The 25,542-nt window shown below is 70.6% G+C and carries 19 protein-coding genes; 5 read left to right on the plus strand and 14 right to left on the minus strand.

The annotated features are described in order from the left end of the window. Positions 1 to 15 precede the first annotated feature (15 nt). The 7 genes from ACH4D3_RS21730 to ACH4D3_RS21760 all read right to left on the minus strand — a co-directional run bounded on the left by ACH4D3_RS21730 (position 16) and on the right by ACH4D3_RS21760 (position 11,511). Positions 16 to 1,158, minus strand: a complete 1,143-nt coding sequence (locus tag ACH4D3_RS21730) for an ABC transporter ATP-binding protein (RefSeq protein WP_398324238.1) — start codon at positions 1,156 to 1,158, stop codon at positions 16 to 18. A gap of 27 nt (positions 1,159 to 1,185) precedes the next feature. Next, positions 1,186 to 2,247, minus strand: coding sequence for an ABC transporter ATP-binding protein (locus ACH4D3_RS21735; RefSeq protein ID WP_398324239.1), 1,062 nt, complete (start codon positions 2,245 to 2,247; stop codon positions 1,186 to 1,188). Positions 2,248 to 2,257: 10 nt separating this feature from the next. Next, the gene (locus tag ACH4D3_RS21740; protein ID WP_115744033.1) at positions 2,258 to 3,235 is read right to left on the minus strand and encodes an ABC transporter permease; all 978 of its coding nucleotides are present in this window, start codon (positions 3,233 to 3,235) and stop codon (positions 2,258 to 2,260) included. A gap of 113 nt (positions 3,236 to 3,348) precedes the next feature. After that, on the minus strand, positions 3,349 to 5,151 hold the full coding sequence (locus tag ACH4D3_RS21745) for an ABC transporter substrate-binding protein (RefSeq protein ID WP_398324241.1): 1,803 nt from the start codon (positions 5,149 to 5,151) through the stop codon (positions 3,349 to 3,351). 110 nt (positions 5,152 to 5,261) lie between these two features. Next, positions 5,262 to 6,293, minus strand: coding sequence for an ABC transporter permease (locus tag ACH4D3_RS21750; RefSeq protein ID WP_398324243.1), 1,032 nt, complete (start codon positions 6,291 to 6,293; stop codon positions 5,262 to 5,264). 898 nt (positions 6,294 to 7,191) lie between these two features. Continuing rightward, on the minus strand, positions 7,192 to 9,108 hold the full coding sequence (typA, locus tag ACH4D3_RS21755; RefSeq protein ID WP_398324245.1) for a translational GTPase TypA: 1,917 nt from the start codon (positions 9,106 to 9,108) through the stop codon (positions 7,192 to 7,194). A 132-nt stretch (positions 9,109 to 9,240) separates the two neighbouring features. Continuing rightward, a complete protein-coding gene (locus ACH4D3_RS21760) occupies positions 9,241 to 11,511 on the minus strand; it encodes an ABC transporter family substrate-binding protein (RefSeq protein WP_398324247.1) in 2,271 nt (756 codons plus the stop codon). A gap of 322 nt (positions 11,512 to 11,833) precedes the next feature. On the opposite strand from ACH4D3_RS21760, the gene ACH4D3_RS21765 reads away from it, so the two are divergent. From ACH4D3_RS21765 to ACH4D3_RS21780, 4 genes are read left to right on the plus strand one after another with little or no spacing between them, the layout of a single operon-like run. Then, entirely contained in the window at positions 11,834 to 12,124 is a 291-nt protein-coding gene (locus ACH4D3_RS21765) for a hypothetical protein (RefSeq protein ID WP_398324249.1), read from the plus strand. 60 nt (positions 12,125 to 12,184) lie between these two features. Then, positions 12,185 to 13,021, plus strand: coding sequence for a hypothetical protein (locus tag ACH4D3_RS21770; protein WP_398324251.1), 837 nt, complete (start codon positions 12,185 to 12,187; stop codon positions 13,019 to 13,021). Positions 13,022 to 13,037: 16 nt separating this feature from the next. Further along, positions 13,038 to 15,002 (plus strand): fumarate reductase/succinate dehydrogenase flavoprotein subunit, encoded by a 1,965-nt coding sequence (locus ACH4D3_RS21775; protein WP_398324253.1) that lies wholly within the window; start codon positions 13,038 to 13,040, stop codon positions 15,000 to 15,002. Next, positions 14,999 to 15,778, plus strand: coding sequence for a succinate dehydrogenase/fumarate reductase iron-sulfur subunit (locus ACH4D3_RS21780; RefSeq protein ID WP_398324255.1), 780 nt, complete (start codon positions 14,999 to 15,001; stop codon positions 15,776 to 15,778). The genes ACH4D3_RS21775 and ACH4D3_RS21780 overlap by 4 nt, the downstream gene beginning before the upstream one ends. Positions 15,779 to 15,789: 11 nt before the next feature. On the opposite strand, the gene ACH4D3_RS21785 is transcribed toward ACH4D3_RS21780, so the two are convergent. The 7 genes from ACH4D3_RS21785 to ACH4D3_RS21815 all read right to left on the minus strand — a co-directional run bounded on the left by ACH4D3_RS21785 (position 15,790) and on the right by ACH4D3_RS21815 (position 23,739). Further along, positions 15,790 to 16,920 carry a glycoside hydrolase family 18 protein gene (locus ACH4D3_RS21785; protein WP_398324257.1) on the minus strand — a complete coding sequence of 377 codons (1,131 nt, stop codon included), beginning with the start codon at positions 16,918 to 16,920 and terminating at the stop codon, positions 15,790 to 15,792. A 241-nt stretch (positions 16,921 to 17,161) separates the two neighbouring features. Next, complete coding sequence (locus ACH4D3_RS21790) at positions 17,162 to 19,789, minus strand: SpoIIE family protein phosphatase (protein ID WP_398324259.1); 2,628 nt, start codon at positions 19,787 to 19,789, stop codon at positions 17,162 to 17,164. Positions 19,790 to 20,088: 299 nt separating this feature from the next. Next, positions 20,089 to 20,535, minus strand: coding sequence for an ATP-binding protein (locus ACH4D3_RS21795; protein ID WP_398324261.1), 447 nt, complete (start codon positions 20,533 to 20,535; stop codon positions 20,089 to 20,091). 38 nt (positions 20,536 to 20,573) lie between these two features. Beyond that, a complete protein-coding gene (locus tag ACH4D3_RS21800; RefSeq protein WP_398324263.1) occupies positions 20,574 to 21,008 on the minus strand; it encodes a (deoxy)nucleoside triphosphate pyrophosphohydrolase in 435 nt (144 codons plus the stop codon). 60 nt (positions 21,009 to 21,068) lie between these two features. Next, a complete protein-coding gene (locus ACH4D3_RS21805; protein WP_398324265.1) occupies positions 21,069 to 21,260 on the minus strand; it encodes an SPOR domain-containing protein in 192 nt (63 codons plus the stop codon). 448 nt (positions 21,261 to 21,708) lie between these two features. Then, entirely contained in the window at positions 21,709 to 22,461 is a 753-nt protein-coding gene (locus ACH4D3_RS21810; protein WP_398324267.1) for a GntR family transcriptional regulator, read from the minus strand. A 147-nt stretch (positions 22,462 to 22,608) separates the two neighbouring features. Then, the gene (locus tag ACH4D3_RS21815) at positions 22,609 to 23,739 is read right to left on the minus strand and encodes a DUF4190 domain-containing protein (protein ID WP_398324269.1); all 1,131 of its coding nucleotides are present in this window, start codon (positions 23,737 to 23,739) and stop codon (positions 22,609 to 22,611) included. Between the two features lie 123 nt (positions 23,740 to 23,862). Here ACH4D3_RS21815 and ACH4D3_RS21820 point away from each other — a divergent pair, with 123 nt between their 5' ends. Then, a complete protein-coding gene (locus tag ACH4D3_RS21820; RefSeq protein ID WP_398324271.1) occupies positions 23,863 to 25,407 on the plus strand; it encodes an MFS transporter in 1,545 nt (514 codons plus the stop codon). The last annotated feature ends 135 nt before the right edge of the window (positions 25,408 to 25,542 follow it).

The following is a 25,542-nucleotide window of genomic DNA, read 5'->3' on the forward strand; positions in this document are numbered from 1 at the left end:
GCCTTCGTGGGCCGGTCAGCCCTTGGAGACGGCGGCGCCGTCGGCGCCGTCCTCCATCGCCTTCAGGCCCGGGTCCATGACGATGTCCTCGGCCCTGGCCTCCGTCGAGCCCGCCTCCGGGAAGTGGCAGGCCGTCAGGTGGCCCTCCCGGTTCCCGGAGAGCTGCACCAGCGGCGGCTCCTCGGTGGCGCACTTGTCCTGCGCCTTCCAGCACCGGGTGCGGAACCGGCAGCCGGAGGGCGGCGAGATCGGCGAGGGCACGTCGCCCTCGAGCCGGATCCGCTCCTTCTTGTCGGCGTCGAGGTCCGCCTCGGGCACGGCCGACAGCAGGGCGTGCGTGTACGGGTGACGGGGGCGGTTGTAGAGCGAGTCGCGGTCCGCGATCTCCACGATCTTGCCCAGGTACATCACCGCGACGCGCTGCGAGAAGTGCCGCACGATCGCCAGGTCGTGGGCGATGAAGACGAACGCGATGCCCATCTCCCGCTGCACTTCCTGCAGCAGGTTCACCACCTGGGCCTGGATCGACACGTCGAGGGCCGAGACCGGCTCGTCGGCGACGATGAGCTTCGGCTGCAGCGCGACGGCCCGTGCCACGCCGATGCGCTGCCGCTGGCCGCCGGAGAACTCGTGCGGGAAGCGGTTGTAGTGCTCCGGGTTGAGACCGACGATCTCCAGGAGCTCCCGGACGCGCTTCTCCCGGCCGCCGGGCGGGTTGATCCCGTTGATCTCCATCGGGCCCGAGATGATCGTGCCGACGGTCTGCCGCGGGTTCAGGGACGCGTACGGGTCCTGGAAGATCATCTGGATCTCGGACCGGATCGGCGCCAGCTCCCGCCGGTTGGCCCGGGTGATGTCCTTGCCCCGGTACTCGATCCTGCCCTGCGTCGGCTCGTACAGCCGGGTCAGCAGCCGGCCGGTGGTCGACTTGCCGCAGCCGGACTCCCCGACGAGGCCGAGGCTCTCGCCCGGGAAGACCTCGAAGTCCACGCCGTCGACAGCCTTGACGTGGCCGACGGTGCGCTTGATCGGGAAGCCGCCCTTGATCGGGAAGTGCTTCGACAGGCCGCTGACCTTGAGAAGCGGCGCGGTGTCGCCGTCCCGCTGCTGCGGGAAGTCGTCGGCCACCGCTGTGGTGGTCTTGCTGTTGTCGCTCATGGTGATGCCCCAGTCGCCGGTTTCCGCTCAGCCCAGCCGGGGCTGAATCTTCTCGATGAACACCTGCTGCCGCTGGTCGCCCGTCAGGTGACAGGCGGCGGCGCGGCCGTTCGGGAGCGTCGGACGCTCGCCCGAGCAGCGCTCGCCGGAGACCAGGTCGGTGAAGCCGCACCGCGGGTGGAACGCGCACCCGGAGGGCGGGTTCATCAGCGAGGGCGGCGATCCCGGGATGGGCATCAGCGGCTCGTCGACGTCGGAGGTGAGGTTCGGCATCGAGCTCAGCAGACCCCAGGTGTACGGGTGCTGCGGGGACTTGAGCACCTCGCGCACCGTGCCGCGCTCCACGGCCCGGCCCGCGTACATGACCATGATGTCGTCGGCCATGTTGCCGACCACGCCCAGGTCGTGGGTGATCATGATGATCGCGGAGCCGAACTCCTGCTGCAGGTCCTTGAGCAGGTCGAGGATCTGCGCCTGGACGGTCACGTCGAGCGCCGTGGTGGGCTCGTCCGCGATCAGCAGGTCGGGGTTGCAGGACAGGGCCATGGCGATCATGGCGCGCTGGCGCATACCGCCGGAGAACTGGTGCGGGTAGTCGTCGACCCGCTTGTGCGGGTGCGGGATGCCCACCTTCTGCAACAGGTCGATGGCGCGCACCCGGGCGTCCTTCTTGGACGCGCCGTTGTGCTTCATGAACGGCTCCGCGATCTGCCGGCCGACCGTGTAGTACGGCGACAGCGCGGTCAGCGCGTCCTGGAAGATCATCGCCATCTTCTTGCCGCGCAGCTTCTCCAGCTGCTTCTCACTGGCGTCGGTCAGTTCCTGGCCGTCCAGCGTGATCGAGCCGTCGACCGCGGTCTTGCGGCGGTCGTGCAGGCCGAGGACGGCCAGGTTGGTCACCGACTTGCCGGAGCCGGACTCGCCGACGATGCCGAGGGTCTTGCCCCGCTCCAGGTCGAAGGAGAGACCGTCCACCGCCTTGACGACGCCGCCCTCGGTGGAGAAGTGGACCTTGAGGTCGCGCACCGAGAGAAACGCGTCCCCCGCGGCGGCGGCCGGGGCCGCTTCGGGCTTGGTCTGAGTGGTCACGGTGGTTCTCCTAGGACAGGCGCACGCGCGGGTCGATGACTGCGTACATGGCGTCCACGATCAGGTTGAAGAAGATGATGAGCGCGGCGCTGACCAGCATGACGCCCATCAGCATCGGCAGGTCCTTGTTGGTGACGGAGTCCAGCGCGAGCCGGCCGACACCGGCCAGGCCGAACGTCAGCTCGGTCACCATGCCGCCGCCCATGAGCGAGGACAGGTCGATACCGAGGATGGTGACGATGGGGACGAGGGAGCCGCGCCAGGCGTAGCGGAAGAAGGTGTAGTTGCCCGACATGCCCTTGGCACGGGCCGCCTTCACATGCTCTTCCTGGAGTTGCTCGATCATCGACGAGCGGCCCATACGGGTGTATTGGGCGGTGAAGATGGTCGCCATCACCAGCCATGGGATCAGCAGACCCATGAACCAGCCGCCCAGGTCCTCGGAGAACGGCACGTACTTGGGCTTCTCGAGCCAGCCCGTGTTGTACACGAGCAGGAGCAGCACCAGCGGGCCGAGGAAGTAGATCTGCAGGGAGCTGATGACCAGCGAACCCGAGGTGAAGACCTTGTCGATCCAGGAGCCGCGGTACTTGGCGGCCAGCAGGCCCGCTCCGAGACCGACGACGAGGAAGACGACCAGGCTGCCGACGGTCAGCGAGACGGTCAGCGGGAAGCGGTCCAGGATCGTGTCCCAGACGTTCTGGTTGTTCGCGAAGGAGACGCCGAAGCAGGGGGCGTCGCAGTGGCCCACCGCGAAGTCCCGCCCGGTGAAGATGCCGGCCAGGAAGTGCCAGTACTGGACGGTGACCGGCTGGTCGAGGCCCAGGTTCTTGTGGATGATCTCCAGCGCGTCCGGAGTGCAGTTCTTGCCACAGGCCAGCAATGCCGGGTCCTGCGGGATCGCGAAGAACATGAAGAAGGTGAAGGCACTGATCAACACCAGGATCAGCACCGCGCCGAAGGACCGGCGAATGAGGAATTGAAGCATGGCAGACAGCTGCTCTCAGGACTGCGGCAGTCGGATGGGGAGGTGTGGACCGGATCCGGGCCCGGTGGGGGCGCTCCGCCGCGCGCCCACCACCGGATTCCCTACCGTGCGGGTTACTTCTTGAGGAAGACCCGGGTCACGTCCACGTAGCTCGAGTCCGAGCTGTAGCGGATGCCGCCGATGTTCGAACCGAAGATCTGGAAGACCTTGGTGTAGTAGATCGGGGCGGCCGGGTTGACCTCCTTGGAGATGTACTCGTTCAGCTCCGCCCACGCCTTGGTGGCCTCGGCCGTGTCGGTGATCTGCTGGATGCGCTGGATCTCCGAGTTGACGTGGTCGTCGTTGATGTGCGAGTAGTTCGACGCGCCGTCCTGGATCTGCGTGCCGTCGTACACCGGCGGGATGACCGTGGAGGCGGACGGCCAGTCCTGGCCCCAGCCGGTCATGTACAGGTCGTAGCCGTTCTTGACCTTGCCGACCTGCTCGTACCAGGTGGCGGAGTCGATCTCCTTCTTCTGGATGTCCAGACCGATCTTCTCCAGGGCGTCGGCGATCAGGACGGCCTGCTGCTGACGGGTCGGCGTGTTGCCGTAGGCGTAGACGAGGCTCTTGCCCTCGAAGCCGCCCTCCTTGATCAGCTTCTTGGCGGCCTCGATGTCGCCGTTCGGCTTCTTGGCACGGTTGAACGGGTCGAACGACTCGTCGTAGCCCGGGGTGGTGGGCGACATCAGCGAGTTGGCGACCTCACCGCCGTAGGCACCGCCGTCGGCCTTGAAGACCGCGGCCGAGGGCAGGGCCAGGGTGATCGCGTCACGGAGCTTCTTGTCCTTGACGCGGTCCAGGTTGAAGTTGAGCTGCCACACGTAGGGGGCGTAGCCCTGGATCGTGCGGTTCTTCATCGCGTCCTTGTCGCCGACGACCTTCTGGAGCTGCGTCGTGGCGACCTGGCCGGTGAACATCATGGCGTTCTTGGCGCCACCCTGGTCGGCGAGGAGGGTCTTGGTCTGGTCCTCGTCGTCGTGGTTCATCTCGATGTTGAAACCGTCGACGTACTGGTGGCGCACCGAGTCGGACTTGGGGTCCCACTGGGTGTTCTTGACCAGCTTCATGGACTTGCCGGGCTTGAACTCGGCGATCTTGTACGGACCGACGGCGACGGGGGCGGAGTCGTACTTCTCCTTGGTGTCCGTCTCCTCCGGGACGACGCTGTAACCGGGCATGGTCAGCATCTGCGGCAGGTCGGGGCGGGCGACCTTGAAGTGGAAGACGATCGTCTTGTCGTCCGGGGTCTCCAGGACGTTGTCGGGCAGGTGCTTGCCCTTGTCCGGACCGCCGTAGGCGTCGCGGTAGGTGGTGCCGTCACCCGACAGCCACTGCTGCAGGTACGTGGGACCGTCGGTGATGTAGTTCGAGTACAGGCGCTCGACCGTGTTGCGGATGTCCGCCGAGTTGATCGGGTTCCCGTTCGCGTCCTTCAGGTTGTCCTTCAGGGTGTACGTCCAGGTCTTGCCGCCGTCGGACGCCTTGCCCGCGTCGGTGGCGAGGTCGCCCACGACGGTCAGGTTGCCGTTCTCGTCCTCGTTGTACTGGGTCAGACCGCGGAAGATGAGGCGGCTGAGCAGCTTGCCGTCGGAGACGTAGATCTGGCCCGGGTCCAGGTGCGAGAAGTCCGCCTCCTGGTAGACGGTCGCGGTGCCGCCGGGCTTGGCGCCGGGGACCTCGGGGGCCGGGCCGGTGGACGCCTGCGCGTCGCCGATCTGGACCGGCTTCGACTGCGACTTGGCGTCCTCCTTCTTCTTGCTGTTGTCCTTGGCGGAGCCGTTGCTGTCGCCACCACCGCAGGCGGTGAGGGTCAGGGCGCCGGCGGCGACTGCGACTATCGCGGCCGTCGCGGTGCGGTTACGGAGAATGCTCATGAGGACGAATCCACCTGCCTGTGAGTAGTGAGCACTGCTGGTACGTGGCCGGAGCCGGGCTGAGCGGCGCCGAACCGGCCGGGCGAGGATGTGGGGGGTCCCCCTTGGCCTCAGCGGTTTCCCTTGGGATCGAAGGCGTCCCGCACCGAGTCACCGAGGAGGTTGAAGGCCACAATGAAGATCACCATGGCCACACCGGGGAAGAGCATGTAGTACGGATCCTGCTCGACGATGTTGGCGCCGATGGAGAACATCCGTCCCCAGTCCGGGGTGGGCTCGACGTACCCCACGCCCACGAAGGACAGGAACGCGATGTTGAGGATGGTGCTCGGCAGCGTGAGCGTCGCCTGTACCAGCGTCGGGGTGACGATGTTGGGCAGCAGTTCCTTGCGGATGATGCGCCAGGGCGAGGCCCCGGAGATGCGCGCCGCCTCGATGAACTCCCGGTCGCGCAGGGACATCGTGGCGCCCCGGACGATGCGGGACATGCTCATCCAGCCCAGGAAGGCCAGCACGATGATGATCGCCGAGGCTCGCACATAGGTCGGCGTCTCCTTGTCCGGAGCGACGAACACCGTGGTGATGACGGGCATCGCGGCGACGAAGAACAGCTGGCTGGGCAGGGCCATGAAGAAGTCGGTGATCCGGCCGAGCCAGTAGTCGATCTTGCCGCCGAAGTAGCCGCCGGCGAGGCCGATCAGGACGCCCAGCACGGTCATGATGATGGTCGCCGCCAGCGCGGTGGCCATCGAGTTGCGCATGCCGTACAGCAGCTGGGTGAACACGTCGCGGCCCAGGCCCGGTTCGATGCCGAACCAGAAGTCGCCGTCGATGCCGCCGAACGGCGCGGCGGGCATCGTGAACATGTCCAGAAGGTCCGGGTTCTCCTGCCCGTACAGCGTGTACGGGTCCTTGCCGTAGACCTTCGAGATCAGCGGCGCCGCGGCCGCGATCACGAAGAAGAACAGGACGACGCAGGCAGAGATCACACCGGCCCGGTCGCGCTTGAAGCGCGCCCACATCAACTGGCCGGGCTTGCGCCCTTCCGGCTCCTTGGGCTTCGGGGCGTCGCCCTGCGGCGCGCTCTCTTTGTCCAAGACGGAAGAGGCTTCAGCACCCTCAATCTCGATTGGACTCGTCATGATTCGTCCATTTCACAGGTAGGAGGTCGTCGGGAGTGCACGCGGCCGACGGCCTTCGCACGGCGTACGTCTTCCGCAGCGCGCGAGGGGAACAACGACGGAGGGGCGGGACCGCCCCCGGGAGAACCCTGGCTCGCGGTCGGCGGCTACCGACCGACAGCACACGACGTCAAGGAAGTTCGCGACGCCGGGCCGCTGCCGTATCAACCGTGACGGCACTGAACGCACCCGCGGGGCCTACACCTGCCATCGGGGACGACGCGACCCATATGGCGCTTGTGGCACCTCGCATGGGTTCCTCCTCATGAATCCGCTGGTTCACCGCAAAGAGGAGCACACGACACATTCCGGCCATCGGCCGATGATGAGATCGTCGCGCGCCCTCACGCTCGCGAGCCTGCGCCCCGTCAGCGCGTGACCCGTTTATCCGAGCTCTACGCGCCTAACTATCTGCCATCCTCCGGGGAACGAACCACAGGTTCGAGGTCTCGGTTCGATCACAGATAGGGGCCAGATCTTTCAAAATCCGGACAAAGGGTTTGGTACGAGATCGCTGCGAAACGGACTTGTTACACATCTAACGGTGGTGACCGTCCGTATAACGGACGTCCGCGCGACAGAAATTGATTGCGCGTAACGTGCACGAGGTGCAAGCTGACCCGCAGGTATGTCCCGCGCCCGGCACGTCCGTCGGCGCCGGCCGCCCGGCCACCGGACGGGGCTGCCCGCCGGCGCTCCGGGCGGAGTGCTTCCGCGCAGGTTAGTGCGGCCCTGGCCGCCCCGCGCCGCCCCGCCGGGAAATCGAGGGTTTTCCCTACCCCGCGTCCCGCTCTTACGCCAAACGGCACCGGACCCCACGTGAGCCGTGGTGTCCGGTGCCGTCCGGCGTGCGGTGGGGTCAGCCGTGCTTGGCCCGGCTGGCGGCGCGGGCGCGCTCGCGGGCGTCCAGGTTCACCTTGCGGATCCGGACGGCCTCCGGGGTCACCTCGACGCACTCGTCGTCGCGGCAGAACTCCAGGGACTGCTCCAGGGAGAGCTTGCGCGGCGGGACGATCGCCTCGAACGAGTCGGCCGAGGACGACCGCATGTTGGTGAGCTTCTTCTCCTTGGTGATGTTCACGTCCATGTCGTCGGCGCGGGAGTTCTCGCCGACGATCATGCCCTCGTACACCTCGGTGCCGGGGTCCGTGAAGAGCACGCCGCGCTCCTGGAGATTGGTCATCGCGAACGCGGTGACGGCACCCGAGCGGTCGGCGACCAGCGAGCCGTTGTTACGGGTCGTGAGGGTGCCGAACCAGGGCTCGTGGCCCTCGTGGATGGAGTGCGCGATGCCGGTGCCCCGGGTCTGGGTGAGGAACTCCGTCCGGAATCCGATCAGGCCGCGGGACGGCACCACGAACTCCATGCGGACCCAGCCCGAGCCGTGGTTGGACATGTTGTCCATCCGGCCCTTGCGCACGCCCATCAGCTGCGTGACCGCGCCCATGTGCTCCTCGGGCACGTCGATCGTCATCCGCTCGACGGGCTCGTACGTCTTGCCCTCGACCTCCTTGGTGACCACCTGCGGCTTGCCGATGGTCAGCTCGAAGCCCTCGCGGCGCATCTGCTCGACCAGGATGGCCAGCGCCAGCTCACCGCGGCCCTGCACCTCCCAGGCGTCCGGGCGCTCGGTGTCCAGGACGCGGAGCGAGACGTTGCCGATCAGCTCGCGGTCCAGGCGGTCCTTGACCTGGCGGGCGGTGACCTTGCGGTCCTTGACGACCGCCTTGTTGTCGGCGCCCTTGCCGGTGGCGCCGCGGCCGACCAGCGGGGAGGTGTTGGTGCCGATGGTCATGGAGATCGCGGGCTCGTCCACCGTGATCAGCGGCAGCGGGACCGGGTTCTCCACGTCGGCCAGGGTCTCGCCGATCATGATGTCCGGGATGCCGGCGACCGCGCAGATGTCACCGGGGCCGGCCTTCTCGGCGGGCTTGCGGGTGAGCGCCTCGGTCATCATCAGCTCGGAGATCCGCACGTTCTGCACGGACCCGTCGCGCTTCATCCAGGCGACGGTCTGGCCCTTCTTCAGCTCGCCCTGGTGGACGCGCAGCAGCGCGATGCGGCCGAGGAAGTTGTCGGCGTCCAGGTTGGTGACGTGGGCCTGGAGCGGGGCGTCCTCGTCGTAGGTCGGCGCCGGGATGTAGTCCAGGATCGTCGAGAAGAACGGCTCCAGGCTGGTGGAGTCGGAGGGGACCGTGCCGTCCTCGGGCTTGGTGAGGGAGGCGATGCCGTCCCGGCCGCAGGCGTAGACGATCGGGAACTCGATCTGCTCCTCGTCGGCGTCCAGGTCGAGGAAGAGGTCGTAGGTCTCGTTGACGACCTCGTCGATGCGGGCGTCCGGGCGGTCCGTCTTGTTGATGCACAGGATGATCGGCAGCCGCTGGCTGAGCGCCTTGCGCAGCACGAACCGGGTCTGCGGCAGCGGGCCCTCGGAGGCGTCCACGAGCAGCACGACACCGTCCACCATCGACAGACCGCGCTCGACCTCGCCGCCGAAGTCGGCGTGGCCGGGGGTGTCGATGATGTTGATGGTGATGACGTCGCCGCCATCCTTCGGGTGGTACTTCACCGCCGTGTTCTTGGCGAGGATCGTGATGCCCTTCTCACGCTCCAGGTCGTTCGAGTCCATCATGCGGTCGTCGACGCCTTCGAGCTGGTGCGCGGCGAAGGCACCGGCCTGCTTCAGCATTCCGTCGACGATGGTGGTCTTGCCGTGGTCGACGTGGGCGACGATGGCGACGTTGCGGATGTCGTGACGCGTTGTAGACGCGGCCATAAGTGGCTTACTCCCGGAGGGTGTGAGGACGGCCGTCGCGGACGTCCGTGTCACGCGGGCCTGCCGGGCGGTACATGCCACGGCCTCACCCAATGGTACGGGGCCCCGGGGGCTGCGGCTTGCCGGGAGGGTTCAGGACGAGGGGGAGGGCGAGGCGGAGGACGAGGACGGGGCGGTGGGGCGGGAGCCCTGGGCGCCCTTCTTGAGGAAGCCCATGTCCTCGTAGACCGGGGTCCCGAAACCGAAGGCGCCCGCGTTGGCGAGGTTCTTGCGGGCCGCCGTCAGCTGGGGGCGCTGGTAGAGGGGAACGGAGCCGGCCGCGGCCCAGATCCGCGAGTCGGCCTTGCGCAGCAGGTCCCGGGCCTCCTTCTGGTCCAGGGTGGCCAGGGCCCGGTCGAAGAGCTGGTCGACCTGGTCGGTGCCGACCCGGGTGTAGTTCTGGGCGACGTTCAGGGAACCGTCGGCGGCCGGGACGGGCTTGGCGTAGATGGGGCGGGCGTCGGTGGCGGGGAACGCGGAGGCGGGCCAGGAGTACAGGGCCAGGTCGTACTCGCCGGCGGCGATGTGGTCCTTGAAGTAGCTCTCGTCCGGCACCTTGGTGATCTTGGTGCCGATGCCGATCTCCTTCAGCATGTCCGTGATGCGGTCGGCCACGGTGCGCAGGGTCCCGGAGCCGGGGCCGGAGGGGAGCACGAAGCGGAGGGTGAGCGCCTTGCCGTCCTTGGCGAGCGGGGCCGCCGCCGCGCCGGCCGGAGCCGCGGTGCCCTTGGGGGCGTAGGCGCCGGGTGCGCCGCCCTGCGCGGTGTTCTTGCCGCTGCTGTGCTTCTCGCCGCTCTCCCGGTCGGCGCCGTCCTTGGCGTCGTCACCGTCGTCGTTCTTGTTGTCCTCGCCGACGATGTACGTGCCGTCGTCGCCGCCCTCGGACTTCTTCTCGTCCTTCTTGTCCTCGTCCGCGTTCTCGTTCTTGTCCTTGGCCTTGTCCTTCTCGGCGCCGGCCGCCTCCTCGCCGTCCTGCTTCTTCACCGGACCGCCGGGGACCCATCCGGCGTCCGCGAGCAGGGCTCGGGCCTCCTTGGCGTTCTGCTCGCCGAGGGCGCCGCTGCCGTCGGCGTAGGCGGGCTGGCCGGACAGCGCGAGGTGACTGCCCACGGGCTCGGCGGGCAGGCCGAGCGGCTTGAGCACCGCCTCGGCCAGCTCCTCGCGGTCCAGGGCGCGGGCCACGGCCCTGCGGACGCGTTCGTCGGCGAGGGGACCGTCGGCGCCGTTGAGGGCGAGCTGGGTGTAGGCGGGCTCCAGGGACTTGCGCAGCTCGAAGCCGCTCAGGGCCTGCTGCCGGCGCCGGGCCTTCGCCTCGGCCTCGCTGCGCTCCTCGCGGGCGAGGACCTCCTCCTCGGCGGCCTCCTCGTCGGAGCCGTTGGCGATGGCCCAGGAGCGCAGCGCCTGTGCGGCGGACCTGCCCTGCGCGCCGGCGGCCGGGGTGCCCCCGGGGCCCATGAGCGGGGTGCCGGTGGCGGGATGCCGGGGACCGGCGGCCAGGGTGACCTCGTCGGCGGTCTCCGGGTCGATCTCGGCGAGGTCGAGCTTGCCGGCGACCAGTTCGGCGACCCGCTCGTCGCGGGGGACGGCCCGCAGCACGATCTCGTCCAGCTTCGCCGGCTCGCCCCACCAGCGCGGATTGCCGGTGAGGACCACCTTGTCGCCCTTGGTGTCGACCTTCTTGACGGCGAAGGGCCCGGCGCTGACCTTGAGCGCCCGCCGCGCGCCGTCGTTGAAGGCGTCCGGGGTGCCCGTGACGTCCTTCGGGTACAGGGGCGTGAACAGGGCCTTCCAGTCGGCGTAGGGCCGGCTGAAGGTGACCTTGACCTCCAGGTCGTTCGCACCGCGCTCGACCTTCTCGATGCGGTCGTACCCCGCGTTGCGGGCGGTCCAGTAGGCGCTGTCCTTGCCGGACAGGGCGCGCCACTGGGCGGCGAAGTCCGCGGCGCCGATCTCCCGGCCGTCGCTCCAGACGGCCTGCTGGTTCAGCTTGTAGACGACGACCTGCTTGGGCTCGGTGTCGACGACCTCGGCCGACTCCAGGTAGTCGGGGTTGCGCACCGGGCTGCCGGTCTCGTCCGTCCGGTACATGGAGGGCAGCACGGCCTGCGCGACGCGGGTCGTCGTGGCGTCGGCGTCCGACTGGAAGGCGTTCAGCGTGTCCGGTACGGAGTCCACGGCCCAGCGCAGGGTGCCGCCGTCGGAGATCCTGGCGCGGGCCGCGGCGGCGACGTCCTGTTCGGCGAGCGGCTTGCCGGCCGGGTCCTCGGAGGTGCAGCCGGCCAGCGCGGGGACCGCGAGGACGCCCGCGGTGAGGAAGGCGACCGAACGCATGACCGCGCGCGGTCCGACGCCTGCGTGGGACATCTCTGCTACCTCCGGAAGGCCGCGTTCGCCGCGTTGTGCCGTATTTGCCGTATGTGCGGTATTCAAGTTGATCATTTGTATCCGGACGGGGATGCGGCCACTGAAGGGGAAACGGTTCCGCCACGCTCGGAGACACGGCGGCGACGGTGCGTAAGGTCACCCGTGCGGCGCAATGCCGCCCGCGGTGCACCGACACGCCCCGGCCAATCGCTGCACATCCCTTCCCAGCGGCTGGTGTGACGCGCGACACTCTCAGGCGCATGAACGTAGCCCCCCAAGGCCGGCGGCCCGCTGCCGTGTCCGACGGAAGCGAGGTCACGTCTTGTCCGTCCACGACGATCTGTCATCGGCGCAACGCAGCCTGGACGAACTGTCCAGGACGGTGACCCGGCTGGAACAGCAGCTGGGCAGCGGCGACCTGGAAGTCCGCCGGGTCCGCACCGACGCCGACCACCTGCGCGAGAGCGTCGCGCTGCTGCGGGCGGCGGCCGCCGCGCCGGAGGCGCCCAGGCGTCCGGACCTCGTCCCGATCCCCGACACGCCGTACGACGGCTCGCTGTGGACGGACTCGGACGACGAGGGTCTCGGCGCCCGCGACCGCCACGCCCCCTAGGGCCTGTTCCGGGGACTCGAGAAAGGCCCTCAACCCGACCCGACCGACCGGAGCCGCCCAGTGGCCACTGGTACCGAACCGCCAGCCACCGAAGACCGTCCCCCGGGCGGTGGCGTCCACACCCCGACGCGCGCCGCCATCCGCGCCCCGCACCTGCGCACCGACCGCTGGTGGCTGGCACCGGCCGCCACCGCCGCGGGCCTGCTGGCCTTCGTCGTCTACTCGACCTGGCGGGCCTTCGCGAACGCCGACTACTACGCGGCACCGTACGTCTCGCCCTTCTACTCCCCCTGTCTGGCGGAGAACTGCGAGCCGATGCGCTCGGGGCCCAACTGGGAACTCTTCGGCACCTGGTGGGGCATCTCCCCCGCGATCATCATCCTGATCTTCCCGCTCGGCTTCCGCCTGACCTGCTACTACTACCGCAAGGCCTACTACCGGGGCTTCTGGGCCTCCCCGCCGGCCTGCGCGGTGGCCGAGCCGCACCAGAAGTACACCGGCGAGACCCGCTTCCCGCTGATCCTGCAGAACGTCCACCGGTACTTCTTCTACGCGGCCCTCCTGGTCGCGCTGATCCTCACCTACGACACCGTGCTCGCCTTCCGCGACGAGCACTACGCCTGGGGCCACATGGGGCTCGGCACCCTGGTCTTCCTCGCCAACATCGCGCTGATCTGGGCGTACACCCTCTCCTGCCACTCCTGCCGGCACATCGTCGGGGGCAAGCTCAAGCACTTCTCGCGGCATCCCGTGCGCTACCGGACGTGGCAGCTGGTCGGCCGGCTCAACGCCCGGCACATGCAGCTGGCCTGGGCGTCGCTGGTGAGCGTGGCGCTCGCCGACTTCTACGTGTACCTGGTCGCGTCCGGTGTCTTCGACGATCCGCGCTTCTTCTGATGAGTGAGGCTTTCTGATGTCCGTGGTCGACCGGCAGGAATGGGACGTCGTCGTGGTGGGCGCGGGCGGTGCCGGGCTGCGCGCCGCCGTCGAGGCCCGCGAGCGGGGCGCCCGTACGGCCGTGATCTGCAAGTCGCTGTTCGGCAAGGCGCACACCGTGATGGCGGAGGGCGGCATCGCCGCCTCCATGGGCAACGTCAACGCGGGCGACAACTGGCAGGTCCACTTCCGCGACACCATGCGCGGCGGCAAGTTCCTCAACCAGTGGCGGATGGCCGAGCTGCACGCCCAGGAGGCTCCGCAGCGGGTGTGGGAGCTGGAGACCTGGGGCGCGCTGTTCGACCGGACGAAGGACGGCCGGATCTCGCAGCGCAACTTCGGCGGCCACGAGTACCCGCGCCTCGCCCACGTCGGCGACCGCACCGGTCTGGAGCTGATCCGCACCCTCCAGCAGAAGATCGTCTCGCTCCAGCAGGAGGACTTCCGCGAGACCGGGGACCACGAGTCCCGGCTGAAGGTCTTCCAGGAGTGCACGGTCACCCGCGTGCTCCAGGAGGACCGGAAGGTCTCGGGCGTCTTCGGCTACGAGCGCGAGAGCGGCCGCTTCTTCGTCCTTCAGGCGCCGTCGGTGGTGATCGCCACCGGCGGCATCGGCAAGTCGTTCAAGGTGACGTCGAACTCGTGGGAGTACACCGGCGACGGCCACGCCCTGGCGCTGCTGGCCGGGGCGCCGCTGCTCAACATGGAGTTCGTGCAGTTCCACCCGACGGGCATGGTCTGGCCGCCCTCGGTCAAGGGCATCCTCGTCACCGAGTCGGTGCGCGGGGACGGCGGGGTGCTGCGGAACTCCGAGGGCAAGCGGTTCATGTTCGACTACGTCCCCGACGTCTTCAAGGAGAAGTACGCCGAGTCGGAGGCGGAGGGCGACCGCTGGTACGACGACCCGGACCACAACCGGCGTCCGCCCGAGCTGCTGCCCCGCGACGAGGTCGCCCGCGCGATCAACGCCGAGGTGAAGGAGGGCCGGGGCTCACCGCACGGCGGGGTCTTCCTCGACGTGTCGACCCGGATGTCCGCCGAGGTGATCCGGCGCCGGCTGCCCTCGATGTACCACCAGTTCAAGGAGCTGGCGGACGTGGACATCACGGCGGAGGCGATGGAGGTCGGGCCGACCTGCCACTACGTGATGGGCGGCATCGCCGTCGACTCCGACACCGCCGCCGCCCGCGGGGTGCCGGGGCTGTTCGCGGCCGGTGAGGTGGCGGGCGGCATGCACGGCTCCAACCGGCTGGGCGGCAACTCGCTGTCCGACCTGCTGGTGTTCGGGCGCCGGGCGGGCCGGTACGCGGCCGAGTACGCGGCGGGGCGGACTGAGGAGGGCGCCCGCGCCCGGGTCGAGGACGCCCAGGTCGACGCGGCCGCCGCGGAGGCCCTGCGGCCGTTCTCCGCCGAGGCGCAGGAGCCGGACGCGGGCCCGCCGGAGAACCCGTACACCCTCCACCAGGAACTCCAGCAGACCATGAACGACCTGGTGGGGATCATCCGCCGCGAGGCGGAGATGAAGCAGGCCCTGGAGAAGCTGGCGGAGCTGCGGGTGCGCGCCCGCCGGGCCGGGGTGGAGGGGCACCGGCAGTTCAATCCGGGCTGGCACCTCGCCCTGGACCTGCGCAACATGCTGCTGGTCAGCGAGTGCGTGGCACGGGCCGCGCTGGAGCGCACCGAGTCGCGCGGCGGGCACACCCGCGAGGACCATCCGTCGATGGACCGGCGCTGGCGCCCGGCCAACCTGCTCTGCTCGCTGGCCGACCCGGCGGGCGGCGACCTCGCGGGCGACCCGGCGGCGACGGACCCGGAGCGCGGCCGGATCGCCCTGGAGCGGCAGACCACCGAGCCCATCCGGCCCGACCTGCTCGCCCTCTTCGACAAGGAGGAGCTGGTGAAGTACCTCGCCGACGAGGAACTGGAGGACCGGTCCGAATGAGCGGCTACGAGGCCCGCTTCAAGGTGTGGCGCGGCGACGTGGAGGGCGGCGGCCTGGCCGACTTCACGGTCGAGGTCAACGAGGGCGAGGTGGTCCTCGACATCATCCACCGCCTCCAGGCCACCCAGGCCCCCGACCTCGCGGTGCGCTGGAACTGCAAGGCGGGCAAGTGCGGTTCGTGCTCGGCGGAGATCAACGGGCGGCCGCGGCTGCTGTGCATGACCCGCATGTCCGTGTTCAGCCGGGAGGAGACGATCACCGTCACTCCGCTGCGCGCCTTCCCGGTGATCCGGGACCTGGTGACGGACGTCGGGTTCAACTACACCAAGGCCCGCGAGGTCCCGGCCTTCGTGCCGCCCGCCGATCTCGGGCCCGGCGAGTACCGGATGATGCAGGAGGACGTGGACCGCTCGCAGGAGTTCCGCAAGTGCATCGAGTGCTTCCTGTGCCAGGACACCTGCCACGTCGTGCGGGACCACGAGGAGAACAAGCCCGCCTTCGCGGGCCCGCGCTTCCTCATGCGCGTCGCCGAGCTGGACATGCACCCGCTGGACGCCGCCGGTGACACCGGCCTGGACCGCTCCCGCACGGCCCAGGACGAGCACGGCCTCGGCTACTGCAACATCACCAAGTGCTGCACGGAGGTGTGCCCGGAGGGCATCCGGATCACGGACAACGCGCTGATCCCGCTGAAGGAACGGGCCGTGGACCGCAAGTACGACCCGCTGGTCTGGCTGGGATCGAAGATCGGACGCCGCTCCCGGGACGGGTCCTAGGCCGACATCGCCTAGCGGACCCAGCCGTCCCGGTACGACGCCCAGTCCTCGTCCGTCGCCGCGAAGTCGATGTACGCCGCGACGCCGAACCGCTCGCGGTCGGCGTCCGTGCGGGACAGGCCGAGGCGGACACCGCGGACGGCGGCGGCGACGGTCTCCGCGTGGTTCCAGTGGCCGAAACGGTTCTCGTGGTAGAAGGGCAGGCCCATCAGGAGGTGGGTCGTCGGCGGGGTGACCTCCAGGGCCAGCGAGGTCTGCTGGGCGACGTAGCCGCCGTACAGGCTCTCCAGGGGCTGCATCGTGTCGTACGACATGACGGCGATCTGGTCGACGCGGCGGGCGACCTGGCCGAAGAACTCCTGCGACCACCACTTGGGGTGTCCGGCGACCGTGCCCCAGAAGGAGTGGAAGCCCGGCAGCGGGTCGATCTGGTGGGCGGCGACGGAGAGCTGCGCGTCGCGGGCGCGGGTGACGGCGCGGACGTCGTCGAGGAGGGAGAGGTAGTTCCGGTCGCCCGAGTGCAGCGGTTCCAGGTCGAGGTGGACTCCGTCGTAGCCCACGTCCAGGACCTGGCGGGCCGAGTCGACGACGGCGGCGCGGGTGGCGGGCTTCTCCAGGCGCATGCCGTCGGGGCTCTCGGTGGCGAGGACGTCGCCCAGGAAGGCCTGGACGCGGACGCCGGGCATCTCGCGGTGGACGCCGTCCACCAGCCAGCGGGCCCTGGGGTAGAGGGACTTCGGCAGGGTGCCGTCGTGCTCCATCGGGCCGGTGTGGACGTACAGGTCGCGGATTCCGGTCGTCTTGAGGCTGCGGGCCAGTGCGGTGAGGTCCGCGTCCTTCTTGCGGCCGTCGACCCAGGCGTGGCCGAGCCAGATCGCGTCGCGGTTCCTGGTGCGGGTGCCGTCGGCGGGGTCGCCCATGTAGTTGATGCGGAGGGCGGTCTCGGCGGTGAGGAGGGGGACGAGGAGGACGAGGAGCACGGCGAGGGTGATGCGGCGGGTGCGGCGGAGCCGCTTCTTCTTTTTCGTGTTCCCACCCGCACCGTCCGTGCCGCTTTGGTCGCCGGGTGCGGGTGGCCCCTGTGGGGGCTGATCGCCGTCGGCGGCTGCCGGTTCGGTGTCTCTCGGTTCCGTGTCCGCCACGGTGTCCCCTCCCTGTGGTCCGTCCCCGGTCGCGGTGACCGGTCGCCGCGCTTACGCTCCGAGCGTGGTGCCAGCGGGGACGACTCGAACCGGTGTTCCGGTTGCGGTCAGGGGTGTGCGGCGGTGATCTCCGTCGATCTGGTGCCGCCCCTGGCCACGGCCGGGGCGGCCCTGCTGCTGGCCGGATACGGCCGGGTGCGCCGTATCCGGCGGGCCCGGACCCGTACGACGCCGGGCCGGGTCAGAACAGGCTCAGCAACGCCTCCGCGGGGTCCGTGAGCTGGGTGTCGGCGCCCGGCAGGGGCAGTTCGAACCAGACCGTCTTGCCGTGCGGCGTACGGCGTGAGCCCCAGGCCGCGCTGAGCAGGCCGACCAGTTGCAGGCCGCGGCCGCCCTCGTCGGTGTCCCGGGCACGACGCCGGCGCGGCTGGACCAGGCCGGAGTCCCAGACCTCGCACACCAGGGTGCGGTCGAGGAGGAGGCGGAGCCTGATCTCGCCCTCGCCGTAGCGGAGCGCGTTGGTGACCAGCTCGCTGACGAGCAGTTCCGTGGTGTCGACCAGCGGCTCCATGTCCCAGGCCAGCAGCTGGGCGCGGGCGTACTCGCGGGCCCGGCCGACGCTGCGCGGCTCGCGCGGCAGGGTCCAGTCGCCGACGCTGTCGCTGGGCAGGCCCTGGACGCGGGCCATCAGCAGCGCGATGTCGTCCTCGCCGTGGTGGCTGTCGAGGGTGTTGAGGACCTGGTCGCAGACGTCCTCCAGGGGCTGGGTGGGGTCCGTGAGGGCGCCCACGAAGGCCTGGAGGCCCTCGTCGAGGGGGTGGTCGCGGCTCTCGACCAGTCCGTCGGTGTAGAGGGCGAGCAGGGCGCCCTCGGGCAGTTCCACCTCCACCTCCTCGAAGGGCTCCCCGCCGACGCCGAGCGGCAGACCGGGCGGCACGTCCAGCATCAGCGCGGACTCGCCGGGCTCGACCAGGACGGGCGGCAGGTGGCCCGCGTTGGCGAAGGTGCAGCGCCGGGTCACCGAGTCGTAGACCGCGTACACGCAGGTCGCCAGGTAGACCTCGGACAGGTCGGCCTCGCGGGGGCGGCGGGCGGCCCGGGTGGCCTGCTGGACGCCCCCGGGCGCGCCGAGGCCGCGCGCGATCTCGTCCAGCTGGGAGAGCACCTCGGCCGGTTCGATGTCGAGCTGGGCCAGGGTGCGTACGGCGGTGCGCAGTTCGCCCATCGCGACGGCGGCGCGCAGCCCGCGGCCCATGACGTCGCCGACCACCAGCGCGGTGCGGTGCCCGGGGAGTTCGATCACGTCGAACCAGTCGCCGCCGACCTCGCTGGCCCGGCCGGTGGCCGCCTCGCCGGGCAGGTAGCGGCAGGCGATGTCGAGTCCGGAGGCCTCCGGGTCGCCGGGCGGGAGCAGGGAGCGTTGCAGTATCAGGGCGCGTTCGTGCTCGCGCCGGTAGAGCCGGGCGTTGTCGATGCAGACGGCGGCGCGCGCGGCCAGCTCCACGGCGAGGTCGCGGTCGCGGTCCCCGAACGGCTCGCTGCCCTTGGTACGGGCGAACTGGACGAGTCCGACGACCGTGTCGTGGGCGACCATCGGCACGGCGAGCGTGGACTGCACGAGGCCCCCGTCCTCGGCGGGGACGCTGCGCGGCCGGGCGGTGCGCAGGGCGTCGGCGCAGGGCGAGTTGAACGGGTAGTGGTGGACGGCGCCGAGCTTGACCCGCTCGCCGGTGCCCAGGAACGGGGCGTCGGAGACGGCGCTGGAGAAGGCGACCCGGCGCAGTTCCGCGCTGCCGTCGGCGAGTCCCGGCGGGGTCTCGTCGCCGACCAGCAGGCCCTGGTAGAGGTCGACCGTGGCCAGGTCGCAGAAGCCGGGGACGACGACGTCGAGGAGTTCGCGGGCGGTGGTCTCCAGGTCGAGGGAGTTGCCGATGCGGGCACCGGCCTCGTTGAGGAGGGCGAGGTTGCGCCGGGCGTTGGCGGCCTCGCGGGCGGCCTGGCGGCGGGCGGTGATGTCGGTGCCGAGCCAGGCGACGCCGATGGGCCGGCCGGAACCGCTGTGCACGCGGTAGAGGTTGACGGACCAGTGGCGGCGCTCCTCCGAGCCCGGCACAAAGCCTGTGACGTGCATGTCCGTGATGGAGTCGCCGGTCTCCAGGACCCGGCGCAGGGTCGCGGAGACCCGGTCGGCCTCGGCGCGCGGCAGGTAGTCGTGGACGCCCTTGCCGCGGTGGTCGTCGGGGGTGCCGCCGAAGATGGAGGCGAACCGCTGGTTGGCGCGGCGCACCGTCAGATCGGGGTCGATGAGCAGGAACCCGAACGGAGACTGGCCGAATATGGCCTGCGAGGCGGCGAGATCCGTCTCGATGCTGCGCAGGACGCGGACGTCGACGACGATGCAGACGGCGGCCTTCTCCCCGTCCTCCGTGCGCGTCGGCATGACGTACACCTCGGCGAGTCCGCGCTGTCCGCGTGGGCCGCCGGTGTGCCGGCCGCCCGCGTGCCCTGCCGTCCCCCCGGCCTCGTCCGGGGCCCGGAAGGGGACCACTCCGGTCCATTCCCGGCCGTCGAGGATTTCGGTCATCTTGCGCTGGCCGCGCTCCCGCAGGTCGGGATCGATGAAGGCCTCGATGGGGTCGGTGCCCACGGCGTCCTCGGCCCGGATGCCGAGCAGTTGCTCCGCACGCAGGCTCCACTGGTCGACGAGTCCGTCGGGGCCGATGGAGAAGGAGGCGACCTTGATGTAGTCGTAGATGGAGCCGGGCGGGCTGCTCTGCCACACCGCGTCACCGAGTGGCGCGTCCGCCGACGGGCCCTCGGACTCCGTGGACTCCGTGGGCTCCTTGGCCCTCGCTGGTATCTCGCTCACGCGAACCGTCCCCTCCAGCTCACCGCATCCGGCACCGGTCACCGGAGGCGGCTGCCCGCAGTATCCAGCACTACGGCGCCGCACGACACGGTGTTCACGATCACAGCACGGTCCCGATGGTTTTCGGTCCGGACCGCGACAACACTTCCAGTCTTCTAACCAGCGGACACGGCATCGAATCACGCAGTTCCACAACTGCCACTGGCCTGAACCGGTTGGCGCCCCGGACCAGGGACGATACCGGGACATTCAGTACGTCGGCCGATGTGTCGGCGACAGTGCGTCACGAGGCCGTCGCACTAACGCGGCAGGGCGAGTTCGAACCACACGGTCTTGCCCGCCTCCCCGGGACGGGTGCCCCAGCGCCGCGCGGCGGAGGCCACCAACTGCAGACCTCGGCCGTCCTCGTCGTCGGGCCGGGCGACGCGCTCGCGGGGCGGGTCCGGCAGCGGGTCGGAGACCTCCACCAGCAGGACGCCGTCGACTCCGGCGGCGGCCGGGGCGGCGGGACTGCGCACCAGGCGGACGCCGATGGGGCCGGTGGCGTGCCGCAGGGCGTTGGTGACCAGCTCGCTGACCAGCAGGGCGGCGATGTCCCCGACGCTGTCGAGCCGCCACTCGCCCAGGGTGCGGCGGACCAGGGAGCGGGCGGTGCGCACGGCGTCCGGCGCCGCGGGAAAGACCCACTCGGCGCAGTCGCCCTCACCGTCACTCACGCCGATCACTTCCCCGGCCGACGACCCCACTACTGTCCGTTTTCATGGGGTTAATGGGCACATACCCTTTATCCGGGCTCGATACCGTTCCTCGCGCGGCCCGCCTCGACTCGCAGGTGTGCGAGCACCCGCTCGACGGCCGGTACGTCCTGGTCGAGCCAGGGCACGTCCCAGATCTGGCCGGGGGTCAGCCAGCGCAGCTCGTCGTGGTCCTCCAGGGGCGCGGGGGCCGCGGAGCCGGGGCGCAGGCGGGCGGTCCACACCTGGAGGACGAAGGGGGCCCGCAGGGGCCACTGCCCCGGAACGCGCTCGCCGGCCTCGGCCGCCACCCCGAGTTCCTCGCGCAGTTCGCGCACGAGTGCCGCCTCGGGCGTCTCGCCCGCCTCGACCTTGCCGCCGGGCAGCTCCCACCGTCCGGCCAGTTCGGCGGGTGCGCTGCGGCGCGCGGCGAGCAGGCGCCCGCCGTCGAGCAGGGCGGCGCCCACCACGATCCGTTCCGTCATGCGCCGGAGCCTACGGCCTGCCCGGCCGGGCCGGTCCGCGGTGGGTCGGTCCGGGGTGGGTCAGTCCGCCGCGCCCGCGCCGGGCGCGGCGAGCTTCTCGACCCAGTAGAGCTGCTGGTGGCCGCGACCGTCGAGGGTGTCCGCGATCTTCTGGGCCTCCGCCCGGGTGGCGTACCTGCCCACGCGATAGCGATTGCCGTTGTCGTCCTGCCGGAAGACCAGCCAGGGAAGAGTGACCGTGCTGTCGTTCATCGCGCCCCTCCACTTCCCGTTCCCGCCGCCCACGGCACCCGCCGCGCCCCGCCCGCCAAGGAAACCGCAATCCGCATATGCCCGAGCCTACGCCCAACCTTCACGGAGCGAATACGGCTTTACACAAAGAGGTACGCAACCAGCCAGAACGCAGGGGGCGCACGGTACGGAACGCGCCGTCCCCGCACACCGATGCCTCCGGTCACGGGCGGGACCGGGTCCGGGGAGGCGACCTGGGGGAACGACCGGATTCCGGCGCGGGGCGAACGGCGCGGCGGGCCCCGGCGCATGCGTGAGCGGGGGAACGGGGCGCGGGAGGCGCACGACAGGCGTGCGCCATCTCACACCGCCGTCTCACACCGCCGCCGTGCACCGCAGAACCCGCACGACGGGCAGGGCCCCCCGAACTCTCCCGGCCACGGCCCCGCTTGAGGGGTTGCCCGACGGGCTACCTGACGGGCAGGTGGTACGCCACCCGGTAACGGTCGGCCGGGACGACCACGTCGGCGGTCTCCACGGCACGCCCCGAGGCGTAGAACGTGCGCTGGACGACCAGCACCACGTGCCCCGGAACACCGCCCAGGGCGAGCAACTCCTCGGCGAGGCCGGGGCGGGCGCCGACCTCCTCGGTGACGTTGTCGACGACGACGTCGATGGCGGCCATCCGCTCGACGACGCCCATGCCGCCGAGCGGCCCCTCCTCGGGCAGCATCACCGGAGTGCGGCCGGTCAGGTCCAGCGGCTCCCAGGAGGTGGAGAGCATCACGGCCTCACCGCCCTCCCGGAAGACGTACCGCGTGCACATCACCCGGTCACCGGGCTTGATCCCGAGCCGCTCGGCCACGGCACCGCTCGCCTCGGCCTGCTCGCTGCGCGACTCCCAGGTGCCGCGCGCGTCCCCGTCGGCCTGCTCCTGGCGGAAGGGGGTGGCCCCGCCGGCCGGCCGGTATCCGGAGCGGGCGACGCGTCGCGGGACGGGCCGCTCGCGCACGTAGGTGCCGGAGCCGGAGCGGCCCTCGACCAGACCCTCGGCCATCAGCACCTTGCGCGCCTCCAGGGCGACGGTGTCCGAGACGCCGTACTCCTCGCGGATCCGCGCCTGGGACGGGAGACGGGTATGGGGCGGCAGCAGGCCGTCGGCGATCTTCTTGCGGAGATCACCCGCGACACGCAGATACGCCGGCTGCTCACCGAATGTCACTGGTCGCTCCCATCAGGTTGTACAGACAGCAACAGCGTGGCAACCGTAGGTTGGACCAGGCAAGCAAAGGCCAAAGAATCACTCGATGTGATGACTTGTGGCGCCCGAGGGCTTTGCGCAGGCACTTTCTCCCCGCTGTGGCCGCTCTCACACCTCCACGCCGGGGTCGTCTCCCCCGCCGTCGCCGCCCTCGTACTCCGGCGGCGTGGTGGCCAGGCCCAGAGCCTTGCGGGCGGTGACCGTGCTGTCGGCGACGACGAGGTCGTAGCCCTTGCCGTAGTGCTCGAAGTACGCGTCGAGGTCGGCGGCCTTCGCCGCCAGGCCCCACTCCTCCTGCGCCAACCGCAGGTCGTCGGTCAGCGCGGCGACCGGGCGCTCCGCGCCGGCGGGCCAGTCGTGCCCGTCCAGCATCGCGACCTCGCCCCTGAGCGCCTCCGAGACCTGCCCGGCCCAGACCCGGTAGCCCGCGAGGTCGTCCTCGACCGCCTCCGCCGCGGGCACCTCGTCCATGGCCCGGTTCAGGTAGCCCTCGGCGAGCAGGTACGTGTGCTGGTCCGCGTCGAGCCGCGCGCCGTCGTTGCGCAGCGAGCCGGTCAGCGTGCCCCGCTCGTCCGTGTTCCCGAACAGGCAGGTGATCTCGCGGTCACCGGTCCGCCAGCTCGCGGACGTCGGGGTCAGGTAGTACACGTCGACGTCGGCCGGCAGCGCCCAGCGGTCCATCGCGTAGGCGTCCTGGAGGGCGTAGCACCGGTCGTCGGCGGCCCGCGTGATCTCCCCGTCGCCCGGGTAGGAACCCTCCGGCAGGTCGAAGGCGGCGAAGACCTCGCCGTCGTGCTCCCGCGCGCAGGGCACCTGGTCGACGTCGTACGTCACCCCTTGGAGGGAGCCGCTGGGGGTGGTGAAGCACTGGCCCTTCTCCAGGGAGTAGGCGGTGCCCTCGCCGCGCGCGGCGTCCCGGAAGCCGTCCCAGAAGTCGCCGGCGGCGCCCGTGGACAGCGTCAGCGTCCACAGGGCCAGCCCCACGGAGGACAGCACGCAGCCGGCCACCGCGAACCCCTTGCCCCGCTCCCCCCGCTTCCGGATCCGGGCCAGCGCGATCAGGCCGAGCACGAGCCCGACCGCCGGCACGAAGCAGAGGACACCGAGCACGAACGCGGCGACGGCGAGCCCGTTCACGGGAGCCTGCCGGGGGTACGGCGCGAGCGGGTGGCCCCACTGCGGAGCGTACGGACCCTGGGGGTACTGCCCTTGGGGTCCTGGTGGGGGCGGTATGGACACGGGGTCATCGTAGGCGCTCGGCGCCGCCGGTTCTTCAGAGCTTCTCCACCCCTGCGCTATCCGCTGCCGTGACTCTCCTGTGCGGAACACCCCGCACCCCACAGCGAGAGAGGACCTACGGCGATGGCAGCCACCGACGCAGCAGCACCCGGCCCCGTGGAGACCCGCGGCCATCCGGGACGCACCGCCACGGTCACCTCGGTGGCCGTGTTCATGGTGTCCCTGGACAACCTGGTGGTCACGACCGCCCTTCCGAAGCTCAGGGAGAGCCTTGACGCGAGCCTGGCCGGGCTGGAGTGGACGGTCAATTCCTTCACTCTCGTGTTCGCCGTGCTCCTGCTCTCCGCCGCCGCGGTCGCCGACCGCTTCGGACGCAAGCGGCTGTTCGCGATCGGCATCGGCGTCTTCACGCTCGGTTCCGTGCTCTCCGCGCTCGCTCCGGGCATCGAGATGCTCGTCGCCGGGCGGGCCGTGCAGGGGGTGGGCGCCGCGATCGTGCTGCCGCTCACGCTGACCCTGCTGTCCGCGGCCTACCCGCCCCAACAGCGGGGTGCGGCCCTCGGCATCTGGGGAGCGGTCGGCGGTCTCGCCGTGGCGCTCGGTCCGGTGGTGGGCGGCGTGGTGATCAACTACCTGTCCTGGCAGTGGATCTTCTGGATCAACGTGCCGATCGGGGTGGCGCTGCTGGCCCTGACGCCGGGCTGGCTGGCCGAGAGCCGCGGCGAACGCAAGCCGCTGGACATCGGCGGCACGCTGCTGGGCTGCGTCGCCGTGCTCGGACTCGTCTTCGGCCTGGTCGAGAGCAACTCGGCGGGCTGGGGCAGCCCGCGGGTCACGGGTGCGCTCGCGCTCGGTGCGGTGGCGCTGCTCGCGTTCCTCGGCTGGGAGCACCGCACGCCGACGCCGATGCTGCCGCTGCGCTTCTTCCGCAACCGGGGCTTCAACGCGATCAACGGCGTGTCGCTGCTCATGTACTTCGGCATGTTCGGGTCCATCTTCCTGGTCACGCAGTACGTCCAGACGGTCCAGGGCGCGTCGCCGCTCGGGGCCGGGCTGCGGCTGCTCGCCTGGACCGGCATGACCCTGATCGCGGCCCCGATCGGCGGGGTGCTCTCCGACCGGATCGGGGGCAGGCCGATCGTGCTGACCGGCATGGTGCTCCAGGCGGCGGGGCTCGTGGTCATCGCCCTGACGGTCACCGAGTCCTCCGGGTTCCTGACCCTGCTGCCCGCCTTCGTCCTCAACGGCCTCGGCATGGGCCTGTACTTCGGCCCCGCGGCCAATCTGGCGCTGGGCGCCGTACGGCGCACCGAGGAGGGCATCGCCTCCGGGGTCAACAACACGATCCGGGAACTCGGGGGCGTGTTCGGCGTGGCCGTGCTCAGCGCGGTGTTCGCCGCGCGGGGCGGCTACGAGAGCGGGCACGCCTTCGTCACGGGTATGCGGGCGGCGGTCTGGCTGGGGGCGGCGGCGGTGGCGGCGGCCGCGGTGTGGTCGCTGTGGCTGGGCGGACGCACACCCGGGTCCGGTGCCGACGCGGACCCCGGGCCGGCCGGCACCGACGCGGAGTTCTCCGGCGGTGCCCCCGCGACACCGGCCCCGGCGGCGACCGTGCCGGTGCCCGACGGCGCCGCTGCCGCGAAGCCGCCGGTCGGCCTGCGCGGCTGACCGGCGGGCGGGCCGACCGGCGGGCCGGACGTCCGCGGGCGGCCCACGGCCCCGGGGTCAGAGGGAGCCGAAAGGGGCGGAGGTTCGAGGCAGCGGGCCCGCGTCGCGCGGGAGTCCGAGTGTGAGGAGGAGGTT

This window comes from Streptomyces sp. NPDC018026 (assembly GCF_044327745.1).
GTDB classification, from domain to species: domain Bacteria; phylum Actinomycetota; class Actinomycetes; order Streptomycetales; family Streptomycetaceae; genus Streptomyces; species Streptomyces rubrogriseus.

What these genes read in the sequence shown, in the direction of transcription:
- ACH4D3_RS21730 (WP_398324238.1), bottom strand. Translation starts at nt 1,158, where the DNA reads ATGAGCGACAACAGCAAGACCACCACAGCGGTGGCCGACGACTTCCCG.
- ACH4D3_RS21740 (WP_115744033.1), bottom strand. Translation starts at nt 3,235, where the DNA reads ATGCTTCAATTCCTCATTCGCCGGTCCTTCGGCGCGGTGCTGATCCTG.
- ACH4D3_RS21745 (WP_398324241.1), bottom strand. Translation starts at nt 5,151, where the DNA reads ATGAGCATTCTCCGTAACCGCACCGCGACGGCCGCGATAGTCGCAGTC.
- ACH4D3_RS21750 (WP_398324243.1), bottom strand. Translation starts at nt 6,293, where the DNA reads ATGACGAGTCCAATCGAGATTGAGGGTGCTGAAGCCTCTTCCGTCTTG.
- typA (WP_398324245.1), bottom strand. Translation starts at nt 9,108, where the DNA reads ATGGCCGCGTCTACAACGCGTCACGACATCCGCAACGTCGCCATCGTC.
- ACH4D3_RS21760 (WP_398324247.1), bottom strand. Translation starts at nt 11,511, where the DNA reads ATGTCCCACGCAGGCGTCGGACCGCGCGCGGTCATGCGTTCGGTCGCC.
- ACH4D3_RS21775 (WP_398324253.1), top strand. Translation starts at nt 13,038, where the DNA reads ATGTCCGTGGTCGACCGGCAGGAATGGGACGTCGTCGTGGTGGGCGCG.
- ACH4D3_RS21780 (WP_398324255.1), top strand. Translation starts at nt 14,999, where the DNA reads ATGAGCGGCTACGAGGCCCGCTTCAAGGTGTGGCGCGGCGACGTGGAG.
- ACH4D3_RS21800 (WP_398324263.1), bottom strand. Translation starts at nt 21,008, where the DNA reads ATGACGGAACGGATCGTGGTGGGCGCCGCCCTGCTCGACGGCGGGCGC.
- ACH4D3_RS21805 (WP_398324265.1), bottom strand. Translation starts at nt 21,260, where the DNA reads ATGAACGACAGCACGGTCACTCTTCCCTGGCTGGTCTTCCGGCAGGAC.
- ACH4D3_RS21820 (WP_398324271.1), top strand. Translation starts at nt 23,863, where the DNA reads ATGGCAGCCACCGACGCAGCAGCACCCGGCCCCGTGGAGACCCGCGGC.